At 44.9% G+C, this 15,599-nt stretch carries 12 protein-coding genes; 8 read left to right on the plus strand and 4 right to left on the minus strand.

Translation table 11 applies throughout. From position 1 onward, the window contains the following. The first annotated feature begins 205 nt into the window (after nt 1–205). Together pds and crtB are read left to right on the plus strand one after the other, a co-directional pair. Nucleotides 206–1,579 carry a 15-cis-phytoene desaturase gene (gene pds, locus QT973_RS23870; protein ID WP_333392326.1) on the plus strand — a complete coding sequence of 458 codons (1,374 nt, stop codon included), beginning with the start codon at nt 206–208 and terminating at the stop codon, nt 1,577–1,579. Between the two features lie 91 nt (nt 1,580–1,670). After that, entirely contained in the window at nt 1,671–2,600 is a 930-nt protein-coding gene (gene crtB, locus QT973_RS23875; protein WP_333056666.1) for a 15-cis-phytoene synthase CrtB, read from the plus strand. A gap of 154 nt (nt 2,601–2,754) precedes the next feature. Here crtB and QT973_RS23880 read toward each other — a convergent pair whose 3' ends face one another. After that, nucleotides 2,755–3,231, minus strand: coding sequence for a hypothetical protein (locus QT973_RS23880; RefSeq protein WP_333056667.1), 477 nt, complete (start codon nt 3,229–3,231; stop codon nt 2,755–2,757). A 414-nt stretch (nt 3,232–3,645) separates the two neighbouring features. Beyond that, complete coding sequence (locus QT973_RS23885) at nt 3,646–6,402, minus strand: valine--tRNA ligase (protein WP_333392328.1); 2,757 nt, start codon at nt 6,400–6,402, stop codon at nt 3,646–3,648. Nucleotides 6,403–6,562: 160 nt separating this feature from the next. Between QT973_RS23885 and QT973_RS23890 the strand changes: the two genes are divergently transcribed. Further along, on the plus strand, nt 6,563–6,898 hold the full coding sequence (locus QT973_RS23890; protein WP_333056669.1) for a hypothetical protein: 336 nt from the start codon (nt 6,563–6,565) through the stop codon (nt 6,896–6,898). Further along, nucleotides 6,891–7,265, plus strand: coding sequence for a type II toxin-antitoxin system RelE/ParE family toxin (locus QT973_RS23895; RefSeq protein ID WP_333056670.1), 375 nt, complete (start codon nt 6,891–6,893; stop codon nt 7,263–7,265). Before QT973_RS23890 ends, QT973_RS23895 begins: the two co-directional genes overlap by 8 nt. 318 nt (nt 7,266–7,583) lie before the next feature. On the opposite strand, the gene QT973_RS23900 is transcribed toward QT973_RS23895, so the two are convergent. Further along, a complete protein-coding gene (locus QT973_RS23900) occupies nt 7,584–9,236 on the minus strand; it encodes an FAD-dependent oxidoreductase (RefSeq protein ID WP_333392330.1) in 1,653 nt (550 codons plus the stop codon). Between the two features lie 58 nt (nt 9,237–9,294). Here QT973_RS23900 and QT973_RS23905 point away from each other — a divergent pair, with 58 nt between their 5' ends. From QT973_RS23905 to QT973_RS23915, 3 genes are read left to right on the plus strand one after another with little or no spacing between them, the layout of a single operon-like run. Continuing rightward, nucleotides 9,295–9,465 carry a hypothetical protein gene (locus tag QT973_RS23905; RefSeq protein ID WP_333392333.1) on the plus strand — a complete coding sequence of 57 codons (171 nt, stop codon included), beginning with the start codon at nt 9,295–9,297 and terminating at the stop codon, nt 9,463–9,465. Between the two features lie 41 nt (nt 9,466–9,506). Beyond that, nucleotides 9,507–11,153 (plus strand): AAA family ATPase, encoded by a 1,647-nt coding sequence (locus QT973_RS23910; protein WP_333392335.1) that lies wholly within the window; start codon nt 9,507–9,509, stop codon nt 11,151–11,153. Nucleotides 11,154–11,200: 47 nt separating this feature from the next. After that, nucleotides 11,201–12,391 (plus strand): 5-methylcytosine restriction system specificity protein McrC, encoded by a 1,191-nt coding sequence (locus tag QT973_RS23915; protein WP_333392338.1) that lies wholly within the window; start codon nt 11,201–11,203, stop codon nt 12,389–12,391. A gap of 91 nt (nt 12,392–12,482) precedes the next feature. Here the strand turns inward: QT973_RS23915 and QT973_RS23920 are convergent, their stop codons facing one another. Beyond that, nucleotides 12,483–13,487, minus strand: coding sequence for a phosphoribulokinase (locus QT973_RS23920; protein ID WP_333056675.1), 1,005 nt, complete (start codon nt 13,485–13,487; stop codon nt 12,483–12,485). Between the two features lie 864 nt (nt 13,488–14,351). On the opposite strand from QT973_RS23920, the gene petH reads away from it, so the two are divergent. After that, on the plus strand, nt 14,352–15,557 hold the full coding sequence (gene petH / locus QT973_RS23925; protein WP_333056676.1) for a ferredoxin--NADP reductase: 1,206 nt from the start codon (nt 14,352–14,354) through the stop codon (nt 15,555–15,557). Nucleotides 15,558–15,599 lie beyond the last annotated feature (42 nt).

A 15,599-nucleotide genomic window follows, 5' to 3' on the forward strand; every position in this document is an offset into this window, starting at 1 on the left:
CTCTTTCAGAGGACTTTTGCTTTGAGGCAGGGGTTTCAACCCTTGCCGGACTGTCGGGTAGGCGCGAGGACTGTCGGACTGTCGGTTTAACGTGTGTGTTGACACCTACGGCCAGTTCCTTGTCCCTACAGATTTCCCTAAAAAAATGTAACGAGTTGTAAAGTATAATGAAAACGAAGCGAACACAGAGGCCAAGTAGTATCAAATGCGAGTTGCGATCGCCGGAGCAGGCTTAGCAGGACTTTCCTGCGCTAAATATCTTACCGACGCGGGCCACACCCCCATCCTCCTAGAAAGTCGGGACGTACTCGGCGGCAAAGTAGCCGCCTGGAAAGATGCAGACGGCGACTGGTATGAAACCGGCCTCCACATCTTCTTCGGTGCATACCCGAATATGCTCCAACTCTTCAAAGAACTTGACATTGAAGACAGGCTGCAATGGAAAGAGCACTCGATGATTTTCAATCAGCCGGAAACCCCCGGAACCTATTCCCGCTTTGACTTTCCCGACCTTCCTGCCCCCTTCAACGGCGTCGCAGCCATCTTGAGCAACAACGATATGCTCACCTGGCCCGAAAAAATCCGCTTCGGTATAGGTTTGATTCCGGCGATGCTTCAGGGTCAAAAATACGTCGAAGAAATGGACAAATACTCGTTTTCCGACTGGCTGAAAAAGCAAAACGTCCCCCCCAGAGTCGAAAAAGAAGTATTTATCGCCATGTCCAAGGCGCTCAATTTCATTGACCCCCACGAAATATCGGCAACCATACTGCTGACAGCCCTCAACCGCTTCCTGCAAGAGAAAAACGGCTCGAAAATGGCCTTTTTAGACGGTTCCCCCACAGAGAGGTTGTGTCAGCCGATGGTAGACTACATAACTGAGCGCGGTGGTGAAGTCCGGCTGAATGCACCCATCGGGGAGTTTTTGCTCAACGATGACAACACGGTGCGCGGCTTCCACATTCGGGGAGTAAAAGGGGCAGAGTCAGAAATTCTGACGGCCGATATTTACGTTTCCGCGATGCCGGTTGACCCGCTGAAGTTGATAATGCCGAAACCTTGGGGCGAAATGGATTATTTCAAACAGCTCGAAGGTTTGGAGGGAGTACCCGTCATTAATGTACACTTGTGGTTCGATCGCAAATTAACTGATATCGACCATTTGCTGTTCTCGCGATCGCCCCTGCTGAGCGTCTACGCCGACATGAGCAACACCTGCCGCGAATATGCCAACCCAGACAAATCTATGCTGGAACTGGTTTTAGCACCGGCCAAAGACTGGATAGGCAAATCTGACGAAGATATCGTCGCAGCCACAATGGTCGAGTTAGAAAAACTCTTTCCCGATCAAATCCCAGAACCAGCCAAACTGCTCAAATATCACGTAGTCAAAACCCCTCGTTCCGTCTACAAAGCAACTCCCGGACGCCAGCAGTGCCGTCCCACACAAACAACTCCCATTAGCAATTTCTATCTAACGGGGGATTATACGATGCAGCGTTATCTTGCGAGTATGGAAGGTGCCGTGCTTTCTGGTAAGCTGACAGCGCAGGCTATTTCGACGGCCAATAACAAATGAAAAATTAAGAATTTTTCATAAAGACGTAAAAAATCTCCCGTTTTCTAAACGGGGGAAAATCAGTTCTAATCTTTAAATTTCTTATTCTCGGATGCTGCAACTGTCAAAACTCCAGTGCATGAGAACTCTGGCTTCTGTGGATGACTCTTACGAACTGTGCCGCCAAGTCACGGCGAGTTATGCCAAAAATTTTTATTTAGGCACTCAACTCATGCCCGAAGCCAAGCGTCGGGCGATTTGGGCGATTTACGTCTGGTGCCGCCGCACCGACGAACTCGTAGACGGGCCGGGTTCTGATGCAACGACCCCTGAAACCCTCAATCTGTGGGAAAAACGGCTAGAATCGGTGTTTGCCGGCCATCCTCACGACGACTACGACGTAGCGTTGGTGGATACGCTGTCTCGTTTCCCGATCGACATTGGGCCGTTTCGAGAGATGATTGCGGGCCAGCAAATGGACTTGTACCGCAGCCGCTACGAAACTTTTGAAGAGCTCAATCTTTACTGTTATCGAGTAGCGGGTACTGTAGGGCTGATGTCGATGTCTGTCATGGGTGTAGGCGAATCGAACTCCGCTGCTAACTGGAATTGGCACTGGGGGAATAGAATTCCCAAAGAAGAAGCGATAGCCCTGGGTATTGCCAAGCAGTTGACTAATATTTTGCGCGATGTCGGAGAAGACGCCCGTCGCGGCCGCATTTACATTCCCTTAGAAGACTTAGCCTTGTTTAACTACACCGAAGAAGACTTATTCAACGGTGTGATTGACAACCGCTGGCGGGAATTGATGCGGTTTCAAATTCAGCGAGCTCGCAAATTATACGCCAGCGCGGAACCCGGAATCAAAGTGCTCAGTCCCGATATCCGCTGGACTGTTTGGGCTGCTACAATGCTCTACAGCAGAATCTTAAATGCGATCGAACGCAATCAGTACGATGTGTTTCAGAAGCGCGCTTATGTTAGCAATTCTCAGAAACTGCGGTGTCTCCCCGCTGCTTGGCTGAAGTCAAAAGTGCTTTAGTCGCGGGCCGTATTGCTGGCGATTCAGCAACTGGTAAGGGGTATTTGTCAAGTTACAAATTATATGATGTCCAGCAAATTGCATATTAGGTTAGTGGGGACGCGGTAGTGCCGTGTTCCTACGTTTGGTGTGTTAATTTAAATCAAATTTTAAGTCAAATTAGTGGAGTAGCGGGCGGAATAGGCAATTGGGCGATCGAACTTTCCAACAATTGCTTTTCCTGCTGGAGTTTTGCCTCTAAATTTTGAATTTGTTCTCGGCGGGCTTCAACTTCAATCAAGCGGCGAGACAATTCTTGACTCTGCAAAGTGAGAGATTGCCGCCAATCTTCGGCTTTCTGGGCTTCTTGCTGCAAAAAATCGGGAGTAAAACCTGTTGTTAAATATTTTTCTACTAATTGTAGTACCCAGTTTGTAGCTGCTTGAATATGCAAAACCTGGCTATTTTCGTCAACATTTGCTAATACTAGCATTCCTTCATTTAAAACATTTTGATCTAAATCTGACGGTACTGTCAAGAGAGTTTCTTTACAAAGCATAGCCCAAGTATCATCAGAATTTTGGCAAGCCAGCAATTGCAGACTTATCTCGCCTAAAATTTCCTTCTTTTGTACTTGGGCTAAATATAACATGAGGGTAATTAGTAATTGGTAATTGGTGATTAATTGCCCGTGTTAGCACAATTGGTTCTATTATTGAAACCAAATTTGTAGGGGCGGGTTCGCCAACCATTTATGGTAAACATCAATAATACTATAAACCCGCCCCCGCCCACCAACAATAAAAATGTACGATGAATTTAGAGGTAAAATTGTGATGTAAATAATGGCTGAGGAGAGGGCGGGTTTACGAGATTGTTTGTGTATTTCATAGATGGCTGGTTAACCCGCCCCTACGGGATTTTGGGATGTTTTTATACAGCGATCGCCCAGCCTAATAAAAATGATAATCTCCTCAGAAACCGGGTTTCTTTCAATATTTTTCGTTACTCAACCGAAAAATTCGTAGAAACCCGGTTTCTCAACCCACCCGCGACTAATGACTCCTTAAAACAACTTTAGCCGATCGCGCAAAATTTCCGCTTGTTTTTGGGCTTCCGCCAAAGCATCCCTCGCCCCCTGAACCACATCAGGAGTAGCCTTATCCACAAACTTCTGATTAGTCAAGCGCGCCGCACTATGCTTAATTTCAGCTTCCACCTTGCTCAACTTCTTCTCTAATTTAGCACGCAAAGCCGCCAAATCCACCACCCCAGCCAGGGGAATCAATACTTGCACAGTACCGACAACCCCAGCAATTGACCCCCCTTGCCCCCCCTTACCAAGGGGGGGATTAAGGGGGGGTTCTGCATCCAAACTAGCAGTAACTGTCAGATTTTCGACTTTTGCCAAATCCTGAATGTAAATACCTCCATCTGAGATGATTTGGCGTTCTTTCTCGCTTTCGCTTTGCAAAATCGCCGTCACCTTCACACTGGGTTTGATATCAGCATCTGCCCGCAAATTGCGAATAGTGCGAATTGTACCGAACAACAACTCAAACTGCTGTTCCAAATCAGCATCAATTAGCGAGATATCAGCTTCAGGATAAGCTTGCAAAGCCAAACATTCGCCATCACCTGTTTGAGTCAGAGTGTGCCAAATTTCCTCAGTAATGTGCGGCATAAAAGGATGCAGCAGTTTCAGAATCCCTTCCAACACAAAAGCAAAAGTTTGCTGTGCCATTTTCTTAGAATTTGGTTCAGCATCCTGTTGCAAGCGAGACTTGACTAACTCAATATACCAGTCACAGAAATCGCCCCAAATAAACTCATAAAGTCCCTTCGCCGCTTCCCCCAAACCGTAATTTTCCAAACAATTGCGGCTTTGCTGCACAACTTGATTGTAGCGAGAAAGAATCCAGCGATCGCACAATTCCAAACCACCTCCCCCAGAAGGACTTCCCAACTGTTGCGGCGTCTGTCCCTCCAAATTCATCATCACAAACCGGGCCGCATTCCACAACTTATTCGTGAAGTTACGCGAAGCTTCCACCGATTTCGATTCATCAGTTTTGCGATCGTACTCCATGCGAATATTTTGACCGGCCCCAACCACTTCCTTAACCAAAGTGTAGCGCAAAGCATCAGTACCGTACTTACCAATCAACAGCAGCGGATCGATACCGTTATTTTTACTCTTAGACATTTTCTGACCGTTTTCATCCAACACCAAACCGTGAATGTAAACAGTATCAAAAGGCATCTTTTCAGTAAAATGTCCTGCCATCATCGTCATTCTAGCAACCCAGAAAAAGATGATATCAAAACCTGTTACCAAAGTAGTTGTCGGATAGTAAAACTCCAAATCATTAGTTTCGTCAGGCCATCCCAGAGTTGAGAAAGGCCACAACCCAGACGAAAACCAAGTATCCAATACGTCTGGATCTCTGGCTAACTCTACGTCATTACCAAATTTAGCCGTAGCTTTTTCCTTAGCTTCAGCTTCAGTTTTCGCAACTATAAAAGGTGTCGTATCAGTAATTTCGCCGTTAGTTTCGCTAACAGCATACCAAGCCGGGATTTGGTGTCCCCACCACAATTGGCGGGAGATACACCAATCCTTCAGCTTCACCAACCAATCCCGATAAACCTTTGTCCATCTGTCAGGAACAAAGACGGGTGAGTTACTTTGATCTAATGCTTCTAAAGCACGTTGAGAAAGAGGATCTATCTTCACAAACCATTGCGTAGATATCAAAGGTTCGACCGGAACCTTGCCACGTTCGCTGTAGGGAACAGTATGCTTATAATCTTCTATTTTAACTAAAACCCCGTCAGTTTCTAACCGCTGCACCACATTTTTCCGGGCAACAAATCGGTCTTGTCCTTGGAACTCTCCGGCATTTTCATTTAAAGTGCCGTCCTTATTCATGATGTTAATAAACGGCAAATTGTGACGCTTACCCATCTCGAAGTCATTCGGATCGTGGGCGGGTGTCACCTTGACACAACCAGTTCCGAAAGTCGGATCGACAAACTCATCAGCAATGATGGGAATTTCGCGATTTACGATCGGCAAAGTGACAGTTTTACCGATAAGATGCTTGTAGCGATCGTCCTGTGGATTCACCGCCACCCCAGTATCCCCCAACATCGTTTCCGGCCGAGTCGTCGCCACCTCCAAATAACCAGAACCGTCCGTCAAAGGATAGCGGAAATGCCACAAATGGCCCTCAACTTCCTGTTGGTCTACCTCCAAATCCGACACAGCAGACTGACTAGCCGGACACCAATTCACCAGGTAATTGCCGCGATAAATCAGCCCCTCATCGTACAGGCGGACAAACGCTTCTAAAACCGCAGCGGATAAGCCTTCATCCATCGTAAAGCGTTCACGCGACCAATCAACAGACACGCCCAAACTGCGTAATTGATTAGTAATAGTATTGCCCGATTCAGCTTTCCACTCCCAGGCCCGTTCCAAGAATTTTTCTCGGCCTAAATCGTGGCGAGTTTTGCCTTCTGCTTTGAGTTGCTTTTCCAGAATAGTTTGAACTGCGATGCTAGCATGATCCGTTCCCGGCAACCACAGGGTATTGCGTCCAGTCATGCGGTGATAGCGGACGAGGACATCAATCAGCGTCTCTTCAAAAGCGTGTCCCATGTGGAGGCTGCCGGTGACGTTGGGCGGCGGGATAACTACGCAGTAAGGTTCGCCACCTTTTTCGGGGTCAGCTTTGAAGGTTTGGTTGTCTTCCCAGTATTTTTGCCACTTGGCTTCGGTGGCTTGGGGGTCGTATTGGGGGGGTAGGTTTGCGGTCATTGGCGAGAGGGTGCAGGTTTTATATATAAGATTGTGCCACAGCGGGGGGAAGAGAAGAGGTTTGAACCGCAGAGGGCGCAGAGGCAGAGGGAAGAGCGATATTCCAGGCGGGGCGGGTTTACGTTAAAATCAAGGTAAAATTAAAAGGTTTGATGGGATTATGAATGTAGCAGCACTTCGACATCAAATCGATCGATGGCTCGATCGACTTTCTCCAGAACATCTGGCATTAGTTGCGAGTTTTATAGAGTTTCTAAGCCAAAAGCAACGTCAGGGGGTAATCATTTCGCCAAATAATCTGCCAGAGGTTTTCTCAGCAGAAATCCAAGAGATGCCTCCTGCTAATTCTTTTAGTATTCCAGAACCCTCAGAAATTGACGGAGAGAACCAATCTAAAGCAGCGCTTATACAAGATTTTCGGCAAGCTTGGCACGAAGCCATGACTGGGCAAACCATTTCGGTTGCTCAAATGTGGGAAGGAATTGAAAATGACTGACTTGCCCTTAATTCAAGTTATAGTTTCACCAACCTTCAATCGCAATTTACGCACTCTTGCAAAAAAATACCGCAGCATTCGCAATGATATTCAACCCATTATCGAACAACTCACACGGGGAGAACTGCCAGGAGATCGAATTGCTGGAGTGGGTTATGCAGTCTTCAAGTTGAGAGCCCGAAATAGCGACACTCAAAAAGGTAAAAGTGGTGGATACCGTTTAATTTACTACGTCCAAACAGCAACGGGAATCATTTTGCTGACCCTTTACACCAAATCCGAACAAGTCGATATTGCAGCAGAGGATATTCAGAACATTATTACAGAATACGAGCAGCAGCAGAGCGAAGATCGAGAGGATATCTAAGAGTTGGGGAATCTTGCGCCGTCGAATATGAGGTTTCGACATCTTCAGTGGTTAAATCCTTTTAATATCTTATTTGACATAAATTCCTAATCCAAAACCTGCCTTCTCTGGGAGAAAGCCACGATTCTGCAGAGAAACCGATTTTCTTTTTGCCTTAGTCCTACTGGTAAAACAAATTGCAATAATTAAGAATCGCAATGAATAACAGTTATCAAACTCCAGGAATTGCGTTTTTTGTTCTCAAACTTAAACAAAAGTTTCTAGTTTGTAGGCCTGGTTTAACATAGTTTAGCAACACGGGCGACTGCTATATGTCGATTATTTCACTTCCTTATAATCCACCCCATAACTCGTATCTCTCCCCGACAAATACGTCGTTTTCCCCGTTAAAGTCTCCAGAGTTTTTTTCGTTTCAGCCGAAGTAATCGAATTCAGCGGCACGCCGAACTTGCTAGCCAAACCAGCGGCGACGCCCACACCTTGTCCTTGATAAATATTCACCGTCGCAATTCGCCCGACAGATACCGCCATACCGACATAACCCGACGATCGCCCGACAATGGCTAAATTATTCACTTTGCTAGCCAAAGCGCTTTCTATCCCGAAATTATACACTGGCAGCGGCGGAATTCTCGTAGATAAATGCTTGACTCCGCCCCGCATATCGAAATCGTAGGAAAAACTGCCGATCGACTTTCCGGGTACTGTTCCCCCTTTGATAATCTCCTTCCCCGTTAGCGGATCTACCACCTCGCGAACGTTCAAACTTTGCCTGATATAAATCTCGTCTGGAATAAATACTCTCACATCTTTACCCGACTTCTTTTGTAGCCAGTGTTGGAGATGTGACATTTCTTTAATCATCTCAGGAGTCGGTTTTCTGCCGTTAGCTTCCATCTTCATGATTTGGTCAACTTGGTATTTAAACAGAAACCCGTTCCAGGACAGCACATTTTTGTTATAAACGCAGACATTGCCTTTATCAAAAAAGAATCCTTTATTTTGACTAAAGGGCAGATTTCTATCTATGTGATACGCTGCTCCTATAGCTACACTTCTGATGTCGTAGCCGTCTGTATATGGCTGATAAATCGTACTCCAAAAATTCTTCAGCCAGAATTTTGTACTGGCTGGATCTTTATATTTTGTAATGCTTTCTTTAATCTTTTTTACCAAAGGCCGATTGTATAGAATGTCATCTTCTATTCTGCGGAATTCGGACATCGTTATACCTGTAATTGTCGGAACTACAGAGACTGCTAAAGTTTCATTTTTGGATTTTATATTTTGAGATTCATATCCTGTATAATAAGATAATCCGGCTTTTCTGGCTAATTCAGCGTCTTGAGTTACGTCAATAAAAGAGTTGGCTTTAATTCTTAAGCTACTGCCTTTTACTTGGGCATATTCGATTTTTTTATCTACGACGTGGGGAGTAAGAGTTGAGTTGGAAATAACTCTGACTTTTGCTGCTGAAAGCATTTGTCTGAGAGCTTGATCTGCCCTTTTTGGGTCTAAGCAAGATTCGCGCGCATTCGCTTTATCTAAGAATTCTTTAAAACATTGGGCGTAGGGTTGGCGTTGCCAATTGGGGATTTTATCTAAATCGATGTAAGCTAAACCGCCGCGGGTAAGTAAGCCGCCCAAAGGATCTCTTCCGTAGGTCGATCGCACGATCGCAACTTTGCCTTTTGGGCCTAAAGTTTTCTTCGCCCATATCGCCGCACATATCCCCGGTACTTCATCACCATATACTACTACATCAAAGGTTTGCTCTGGTGGTTTTTTGGGAAGTACCGGAGGCGGGCTGCTGGGTTTTTGCTGCAGAGTTCCATTGTCTAAGGTGGCACTTGCTGGGTTTCTATTTGCGATATAATTTTCTATTTCTCTGAAAGGCGGATAATTAAGTAAAAGTTTTAGGGCGGCAAAGATGATTGCAATTGAAGCTAATTTCTTGAAAGTAGAGAGCATTCAGTTGACTCGTTTATAAATTTGCATTACCTGAAAGCGCAGTTCAGGGTTTACGGAGTTGAATATAGCACGTTTAGATTGTTTCGACACAGTTTTAACTTTTCCGGGAACTGTTGTTAGCGGTTTTGCCAGTGTTACTGGTTTGGGAGGGCTATTGATGAGGGTAAGGATGGTGAGTGCGATCGTATCTCAGATATCTGGTGTCGGGAAGGGCGATCGGCTACAATAATTTAAGAACAACAATTGAGTCACCTTAAACATACAGAAAAAATGGAAAAAGTTTTTGTACATCCTGAATGTCCTTTTTCAGCAGAGACATTTAACCTATTGGCACAATTTTATGCAGGCCAAGTCTCAGATTTTTACATGGCACACAAAAAAGATTGCTTAAAATATGTAGAAGAGCCATTAAAGTATATTTTAAGCCAGGTAGAAGAGCAGTTGCCTGATTGTATGACAAAACATCTAAATATCAAGGATGAGATATGGGCTTTTGACATTGAAACAAAATATGAGATAGCACCAGCTTACGGTTTAACTTTGTGTTTCAACGATAGCGATAACAGTTCTAAGTTAATATTACTACTTCAAGAATCCCGATTAATTTTTGGCTTTTGGGCAGCAGATAAATGTTTTGCTAGTGTGGTAGAAAATTACCATACTTATAAAAGTGATGTTGATTTCCTCAATTATTTTAAACGTTATAACCTTCCCAATAGGCATCAGTGTCGTTTAAAATATGGCGGGGAAGCTTATTATTATAATGGTTGGGAGGAGTTTGAGCGCACAATGAAACCTGAGAAATCTATTTATGAACTATTAGAAAGTATCTTGAAAGAGATTACTATCGATTCTATTGAATCTGGAATGGTTTCTTATGATAATATTCTCGTAGCCCTATCACTTAATAAATCCGAAGATTTATTAGGATATTCTGCTAAACAGTTAATTCACAAAATAGCACAAACCTTTAAAAAACTATTTCCATTATTGTTAATATCTTATGGCGAGGATAATAATGATGATTCCCTTGCTCTTATAAGTCAATATTTTTCAGTATATGAAAAGGAATTTAATCCCGTGTACCAACTAGAAGCAATTTCTCAAATTACTGGTTTTCAAACAACCCAACTAACCCAATGGATACACACCATTAACCGCAAAGGCCAAGCCATAATCCAAGGCCCGCCCGGAACCGGAAAAACCTTCATAGCAGAAAAACTCGCCCAACACTTAGTCGGTGGCGGTGACGGTTTCTCAGACATTATCCAATTTCATCCAGCTTATACTTATGAAGACTTTATTCAAGGCATCCGTCCTCAAAGTCAAGATGGGCAATTAACTTATCCAATAGTTCCCGGTAGGTTCCTAGAATTCTGCGAAAAAGCCGAAGTCTGTGAAGACACTTGTGTTCTCATTCTTGATGAAATTAATCGCGCAAATTTATCTCAAGTCTTTGGCGAGTTAATGTATCTCCTAGATGACCGACAGGACACAAAACGCTTTATTACACTAGCCAGCGGTCAAAAGTTTAGAGTCCCTACAAATGTCCGCATTATCGGCACAATGAACACCGCAGACCGTTCTATTGCCTTAGTCGATCAAGCCCTCCGCCGCCGCTTCGCATTCATCCCCCTTTATCCTAACTATGAACTGCTGCAAAACTATCATAAGAGAGAGGCAACAGGTTTTGCCGTTGATAAATTAATTAGTATTCTTAGGAAAGTAAATAAAGAAATTAACAACAAACACTATGAATTAGGCATCTCCTTCTTTTTGACAAAAACCTTAGCTGAAGACATCCAAGATATTTGGCAAAGGGAAATTGAGCCATACCTCGAAGAATACTTCTTTGATAATCAGAAAAAAATGGATGATTTTATGTGGGATAAAATTAAAGATAAATTGAGCAATTGATAATCTAACGCTACACTCATTACCGAAAACACGGCGTTACAGCATCTATGAAACCAGAATCACCCCGAATTATCGAACTTACAGAATATCAATTAGCAACTTTTGAACAAGACTCAATACCCGAATTAGTAGGAGAAAAAATACACCAGACTTATGCCAAGCAAATAGATATAGAATTTCCCAACCCTAAAACTAAATATAAATGGCGCTTAAAATCTAAAGGCAAAGTTGGCAACATTCCCATCACTCCAGAATTTCACATCGCCATCCGCCCAAAGGTTCCCATAAACAACCTCTTCGGAATGCTTGACTATGGCTACCAGATAAAATTTTTTCAAGGATCGATTCAGTGCCAATCTTTAGAAGAAATTTACGAGGAATTAGCTAACATTCTTGCCCAAAAAATTCTAGAACGCTATCGCAAAGGATTATATCGCGATTACTTATCCAAAACAGAAAGACTCGCCTACATTCGCGGCCGCGTCGATTTGCGGTCAGCCCTGCAAAAACCTTGGGATGTTAAACTAAAATGCGACTATAACGAACAAACAGGCGATATCGAAGACAATCAAATTCTGGCTTGGACACTTTTCATAATTGGCCGCAGCGGTTTGTGCCGTGAATCTGTTTCATCCACTGTGCGAAAAGCCTTTCACGCACTCCAAGGATTTGTCACATTAAAACATTTTAAATCAGAAGCTTGTATTGATAGAAATTATCACCGTTTGAATGAAGATTATCAACTTTTACACGCCTTATGTCGATTTTTTTTAGATAACACAGGGCCCAGTCACGAAACAGGCGATCGCGAAATGCTCCCTTTTCTCATAGACATGGCTAATTTATATGAACAATTTGTCGCTGAATGGCTCAAAGCAAATACACCAAAAGGCTTTGAGGTCGAACCACAACACCGAGTTGAACATGACACAAATTATTTCGATAAGATTGACTTAATTATACGCGATAGTGAAACAAAAAAAGTCCAATACGTCCTCGATACGAAATACAAAGCTCCCGATAAAGTAGCCAATAAGGACATTCATCAAATAGTTGCTTACGCCAATGCGTTAAAGTGCCAAAATGCAATTCTCGTTTACCCGCAAGACCTCACAGAGCAACTAGACATAAAACATGGCGATATCCGAGTTCGCCGTCTAACTTTTTCCCTAGATGGCGACCTCAATGAAGCCGGAGAAACCTTCTTAAAATCTCTACTTCCAAACACCCTCCCCTAACTCTACTCTGCGCCCTCTGCGCCCTCTGCGGTTCATTTTCCCACAAAAAAAGAGGCGCGATCGCGCCTCCCAAATCTTTCATGTCTGTGTTCTAAACACTCATAGCCACTTTCGCTTCTTTTGCAGTCAACTTCTCGTAAGTCGCCCGCATCTTCAATCCGACTAACACTTGGAACAAACCAGTTCCATTGTTAGAACCAGGATATTCGCGGTGCTGGAGCAACAGGTGAGTTAACTCGCCTTCATACTTCGCAGAAGTCTTGCTCAAATGGCTTTCGATGTAAATAACTTCTTCGAGATTCTCGAATTGACCATCTACTTCCAAAATCGAGACTTCGTGACCGTAGAAAGCGTCAGGCCCGTAGTACATCTTAATTCCGGGATAGGAACAAGTCAGCTTGCGGCCGCAAGGAACCCAGTTAATTGTTGAACCTTCGTCAAACAAATACGCAGGCTCGAAATTGGCGATGCCTTCGCGCTGGATCATCTGCACGCGCAGAACTTTCCGCTCTTTGTCATCTTTGATCAAGTTGGTCGGCAACACTTGAATTACCACATCAGCATATTGCTTTTGCGGGTCGATGTAGGCGGTAAAGTCCGGTTTGCGAGCATTGATCGCAAACAGCACGTCTTCGTAACGGTGGCCCCGTTCCGCCATGTCGCGCTGGATTTTCCAAGCAATTTTTACCTCGTCGCTGATGTCGAGGTAGACGCTGAAGTCGAGGAGCGATCGAACTCGCTCGTCGTACAGCGGATGCAGCCCCTCAATCACAATCACGTGATTCGGCTCTACCCTTTCGGGCGGGTCGATCATACCGGTTTCGTGGTTGTAGATCGGCTTGTCGATCGCGTGACCTTCTTTGAGAGCCTTCATTTGCTCGGCCATCAGGTCAAAATTGTTGGCTCTGGGGTCAAGGGCTGTAATCCCTGTTTCCTTGCGCTGCTTGCGATCGAGACTGTGATAGTCGTCAAGGCAGATTACAGTCACGAAATCTTCCCCGAACAAATCTGTCAATCGGCGTAAAAAAGTAGATTTTCCGCATCCGGAATCTCCGGCAACGCCAATTAAAACCACGCGATCCGGCTTACTTGTCATAGTTTCCCTCTAACAAAATCACTGTTTACTAACTAACTCAAGTCTAGATTCCACAAAATTTCAGCCCGCAGGTAGCGGCAAGCAGGCTTTGTGCTGCTGTGCTACCCCGAGACGATCGAGTTCTCACCAGCATACAGCAGTGAGTTGATTGCCTGCCCGGGAAGACCCAAGCAATCTTCAAGGCAAGTAATTAATAGCTTGTAAAAGTATAGTCATTTATGTATGACATGGGAGGCGTGAATCCCTCCCCTTTCTTTTTTACTTCGAGCGGATTGACCCGCCTGGGCTGAACTACGCAGCTCCCTATCCCATCGCACAAGGCATTTGGGATTGCTTGGGGCCTAAGATCGTCATATCTATTAACACTAACTTTAGTAGTTGATCTTACCAGAATGCGATCGCCCACTACAAGCTCAACGTCGATAGATTTGAGATTTGAGATTTGAGATTTGAGATTGTAGAATTGACCCGTCAGTCAGCCTGGGAGTCATAAATCCAGGATTTTGTACCTGGCTGCTTTCGGTCAATAGGAGCTATTTGTTGCCCGATGCCACACTCCATCACCGATCGGCAATCAAAACGACTTATCGGGGCAGATCCCCCGATCGGGTAAAATATTGGCAGTACGCAGACAACAATAGCTATAGGTCAACAGCCGAACGCAAAGCGGGCTCGGTGAGCGCGGCGTTCGGCTAGTAGGGATTTGATACGCGAGCGATCGCAACTTCAACCTTCCCGCCGGCGTGGCGGGGCCCAAAAATTGGCGAGGCCAATTAGTCCCGATGGCCTTAAGAAAAAAGTAAATTGAGTCTAACGTCACATTCTCTTTCTTTATAACTCTGTATCGTGAAGGAAAATCAACCAATGTACAGCCCAAGCATATCTGGTGTGGCGGCCAACTCAGAATCAGGCAGCCGCATCTTTGTTTACGAAGTGGAGGGTATGCGTCAGAGCCAAGCAACTGACCAAATAAGTAACCCGATTCGCCGTAGCGGCAGCGTATTTATCTCCGTGCCCTACGATCGCATGAATCAGGAAATGCGCCGGATTGCTCGGATGGGTGGAAGAATTGTCAGCATCCGCCCCTCAAACAGCGCTCCCGAAACAAATGGCAAAGTCGCACCAGAAGCAGGGCTACAGAGTCAGAAATCTGGAGAAGAAACTAAGCCCATGACTCAAGCCAAGGAAAAAGTTCAGGTTCCTGTCAACCTCTACAAACCGGCCAATCCCTATATTGGTAAGTGCATTTCTACAGAAGAATTAGTCAGAGAAGGCGGCGACGGCACAGTTCGCCACGTCACCTTCGACATTTCTGGAGGCAATTTGCACTATCTCGAAGGTCAAAGTATCGGGATTATTCCTGATGGCACGGATAAAAACGGCAAACCTCACAAAATTCGGCTTTACTCGATCGCCTCCACCCGTCACGGCGACAACCTCGACGACAAAACAGTCTCGCTGTGCGTGCGCCGCCTAGAGTACAAAAGCCCAGAGACTGGCGAACAAGTGTTCGGCGTTTGTTCGACTTTTCTCACCGGTTTGCAACCGGGGGATGATGTCAAAATCACCGGCCCCGTAGGCAAGGAAATGTTGTTGCCCGACGACGAAGAAGCCACCATTATTATGATGGGTACCGGTACAGGTATTGCTCCTTTCCGGGCTTATTTGTGGCGGATGTTTAAAGAAAACAATCCCGATTACAAATTCAGAGGTTTAGCTTGGTTGTTCTTTGGAGTTGCTTACACTCCCAACATTCTTTACAAGGAAGAGTTGGAGCAATTGCAGCGCGAGTTCCCCGATAATTTCCGCTTGACTTATGCCATCAGCCGCGAGCAAAAGAATGTTGACGGCGGCAAGATGTACATTCAAAACCGGATTCAAGAGAACGCAGACCAATTGTGGGAATTAGTTCAAAAGCCGAATACTCACACTTATATCTGCGGTTTGAAGGGTATGGAAGGCGGAATTGATGAGGGAATGTCGGCCGCGGCTGGCAAGCACGGTGTTGACTGGGCTGGCTATCAGAAACAGTTGAAGAAAGAGCACCGTTGGCACGTTGAAACTTATTAATGTGTTACCTGATTTAATCTGATTTGTAGGGTGGGCTGAGCT

Source organism: Microcoleus sp. Z1_A1 (assembly GCF_036700305.1).
Taxonomy (GTDB): Bacteria; Cyanobacteriota; Cyanobacteriia; order Cyanobacteriales; family Microcoleaceae; genus Microcoleus.

What these genes read in the sequence shown, in the direction of transcription:
- pds (WP_333392326.1), top strand. Translation starts at nt 206, where the DNA reads ATGCGAGTTGCGATCGCCGGAGCAGGCTTAGCAGGACTTTCCTGCGCT.
- crtB (WP_333056666.1), top strand. Translation starts at nt 1,671, where the DNA reads ATGCTGCAACTGTCAAAACTCCAGTGCATGAGAACTCTGGCTTCTGTG.
- QT973_RS23880 (WP_333056667.1), bottom strand. Translation starts at nt 3,231, where the DNA reads ATGTTATATTTAGCCCAAGTACAAAAGAAGGAAATTTTAGGCGAGATA.
- QT973_RS23885 (WP_333392328.1), bottom strand. Translation starts at nt 6,402, where the DNA reads ATGACCGCAAACCTACCCCCCCAATACGACCCCCAAGCCACCGAAGCC.
- QT973_RS23890 (WP_333056669.1), top strand. Translation starts at nt 6,563, where the DNA reads ATGAATGTAGCAGCACTTCGACATCAAATCGATCGATGGCTCGATCGA.
- QT973_RS23895 (WP_333056670.1), top strand. Translation starts at nt 6,891, where the DNA reads ATGACTGACTTGCCCTTAATTCAAGTTATAGTTTCACCAACCTTCAAT.
- QT973_RS23900 (WP_333392330.1), bottom strand. Translation starts at nt 9,236, where the DNA reads ATGCTCTCTACTTTCAAGAAATTAGCTTCAATTGCAATCATCTTTGCC.
- QT973_RS23910 (WP_333392335.1), top strand. Translation starts at nt 9,507, where the DNA reads ATGGAAAAAGTTTTTGTACATCCTGAATGTCCTTTTTCAGCAGAGACA.
- QT973_RS23915 (WP_333392338.1), top strand. Translation starts at nt 11,201, where the DNA reads ATGAAACCAGAATCACCCCGAATTATCGAACTTACAGAATATCAATTA.
- QT973_RS23920 (WP_333056675.1), bottom strand. Translation starts at nt 13,487, where the DNA reads ATGACAAGTAAGCCGGATCGCGTGGTTTTAATTGGCGTTGCCGGAGAT.
- petH (WP_333056676.1), top strand. Translation starts at nt 14,352, where the DNA reads ATGTACAGCCCAAGCATATCTGGTGTGGCGGCCAACTCAGAATCAGGC.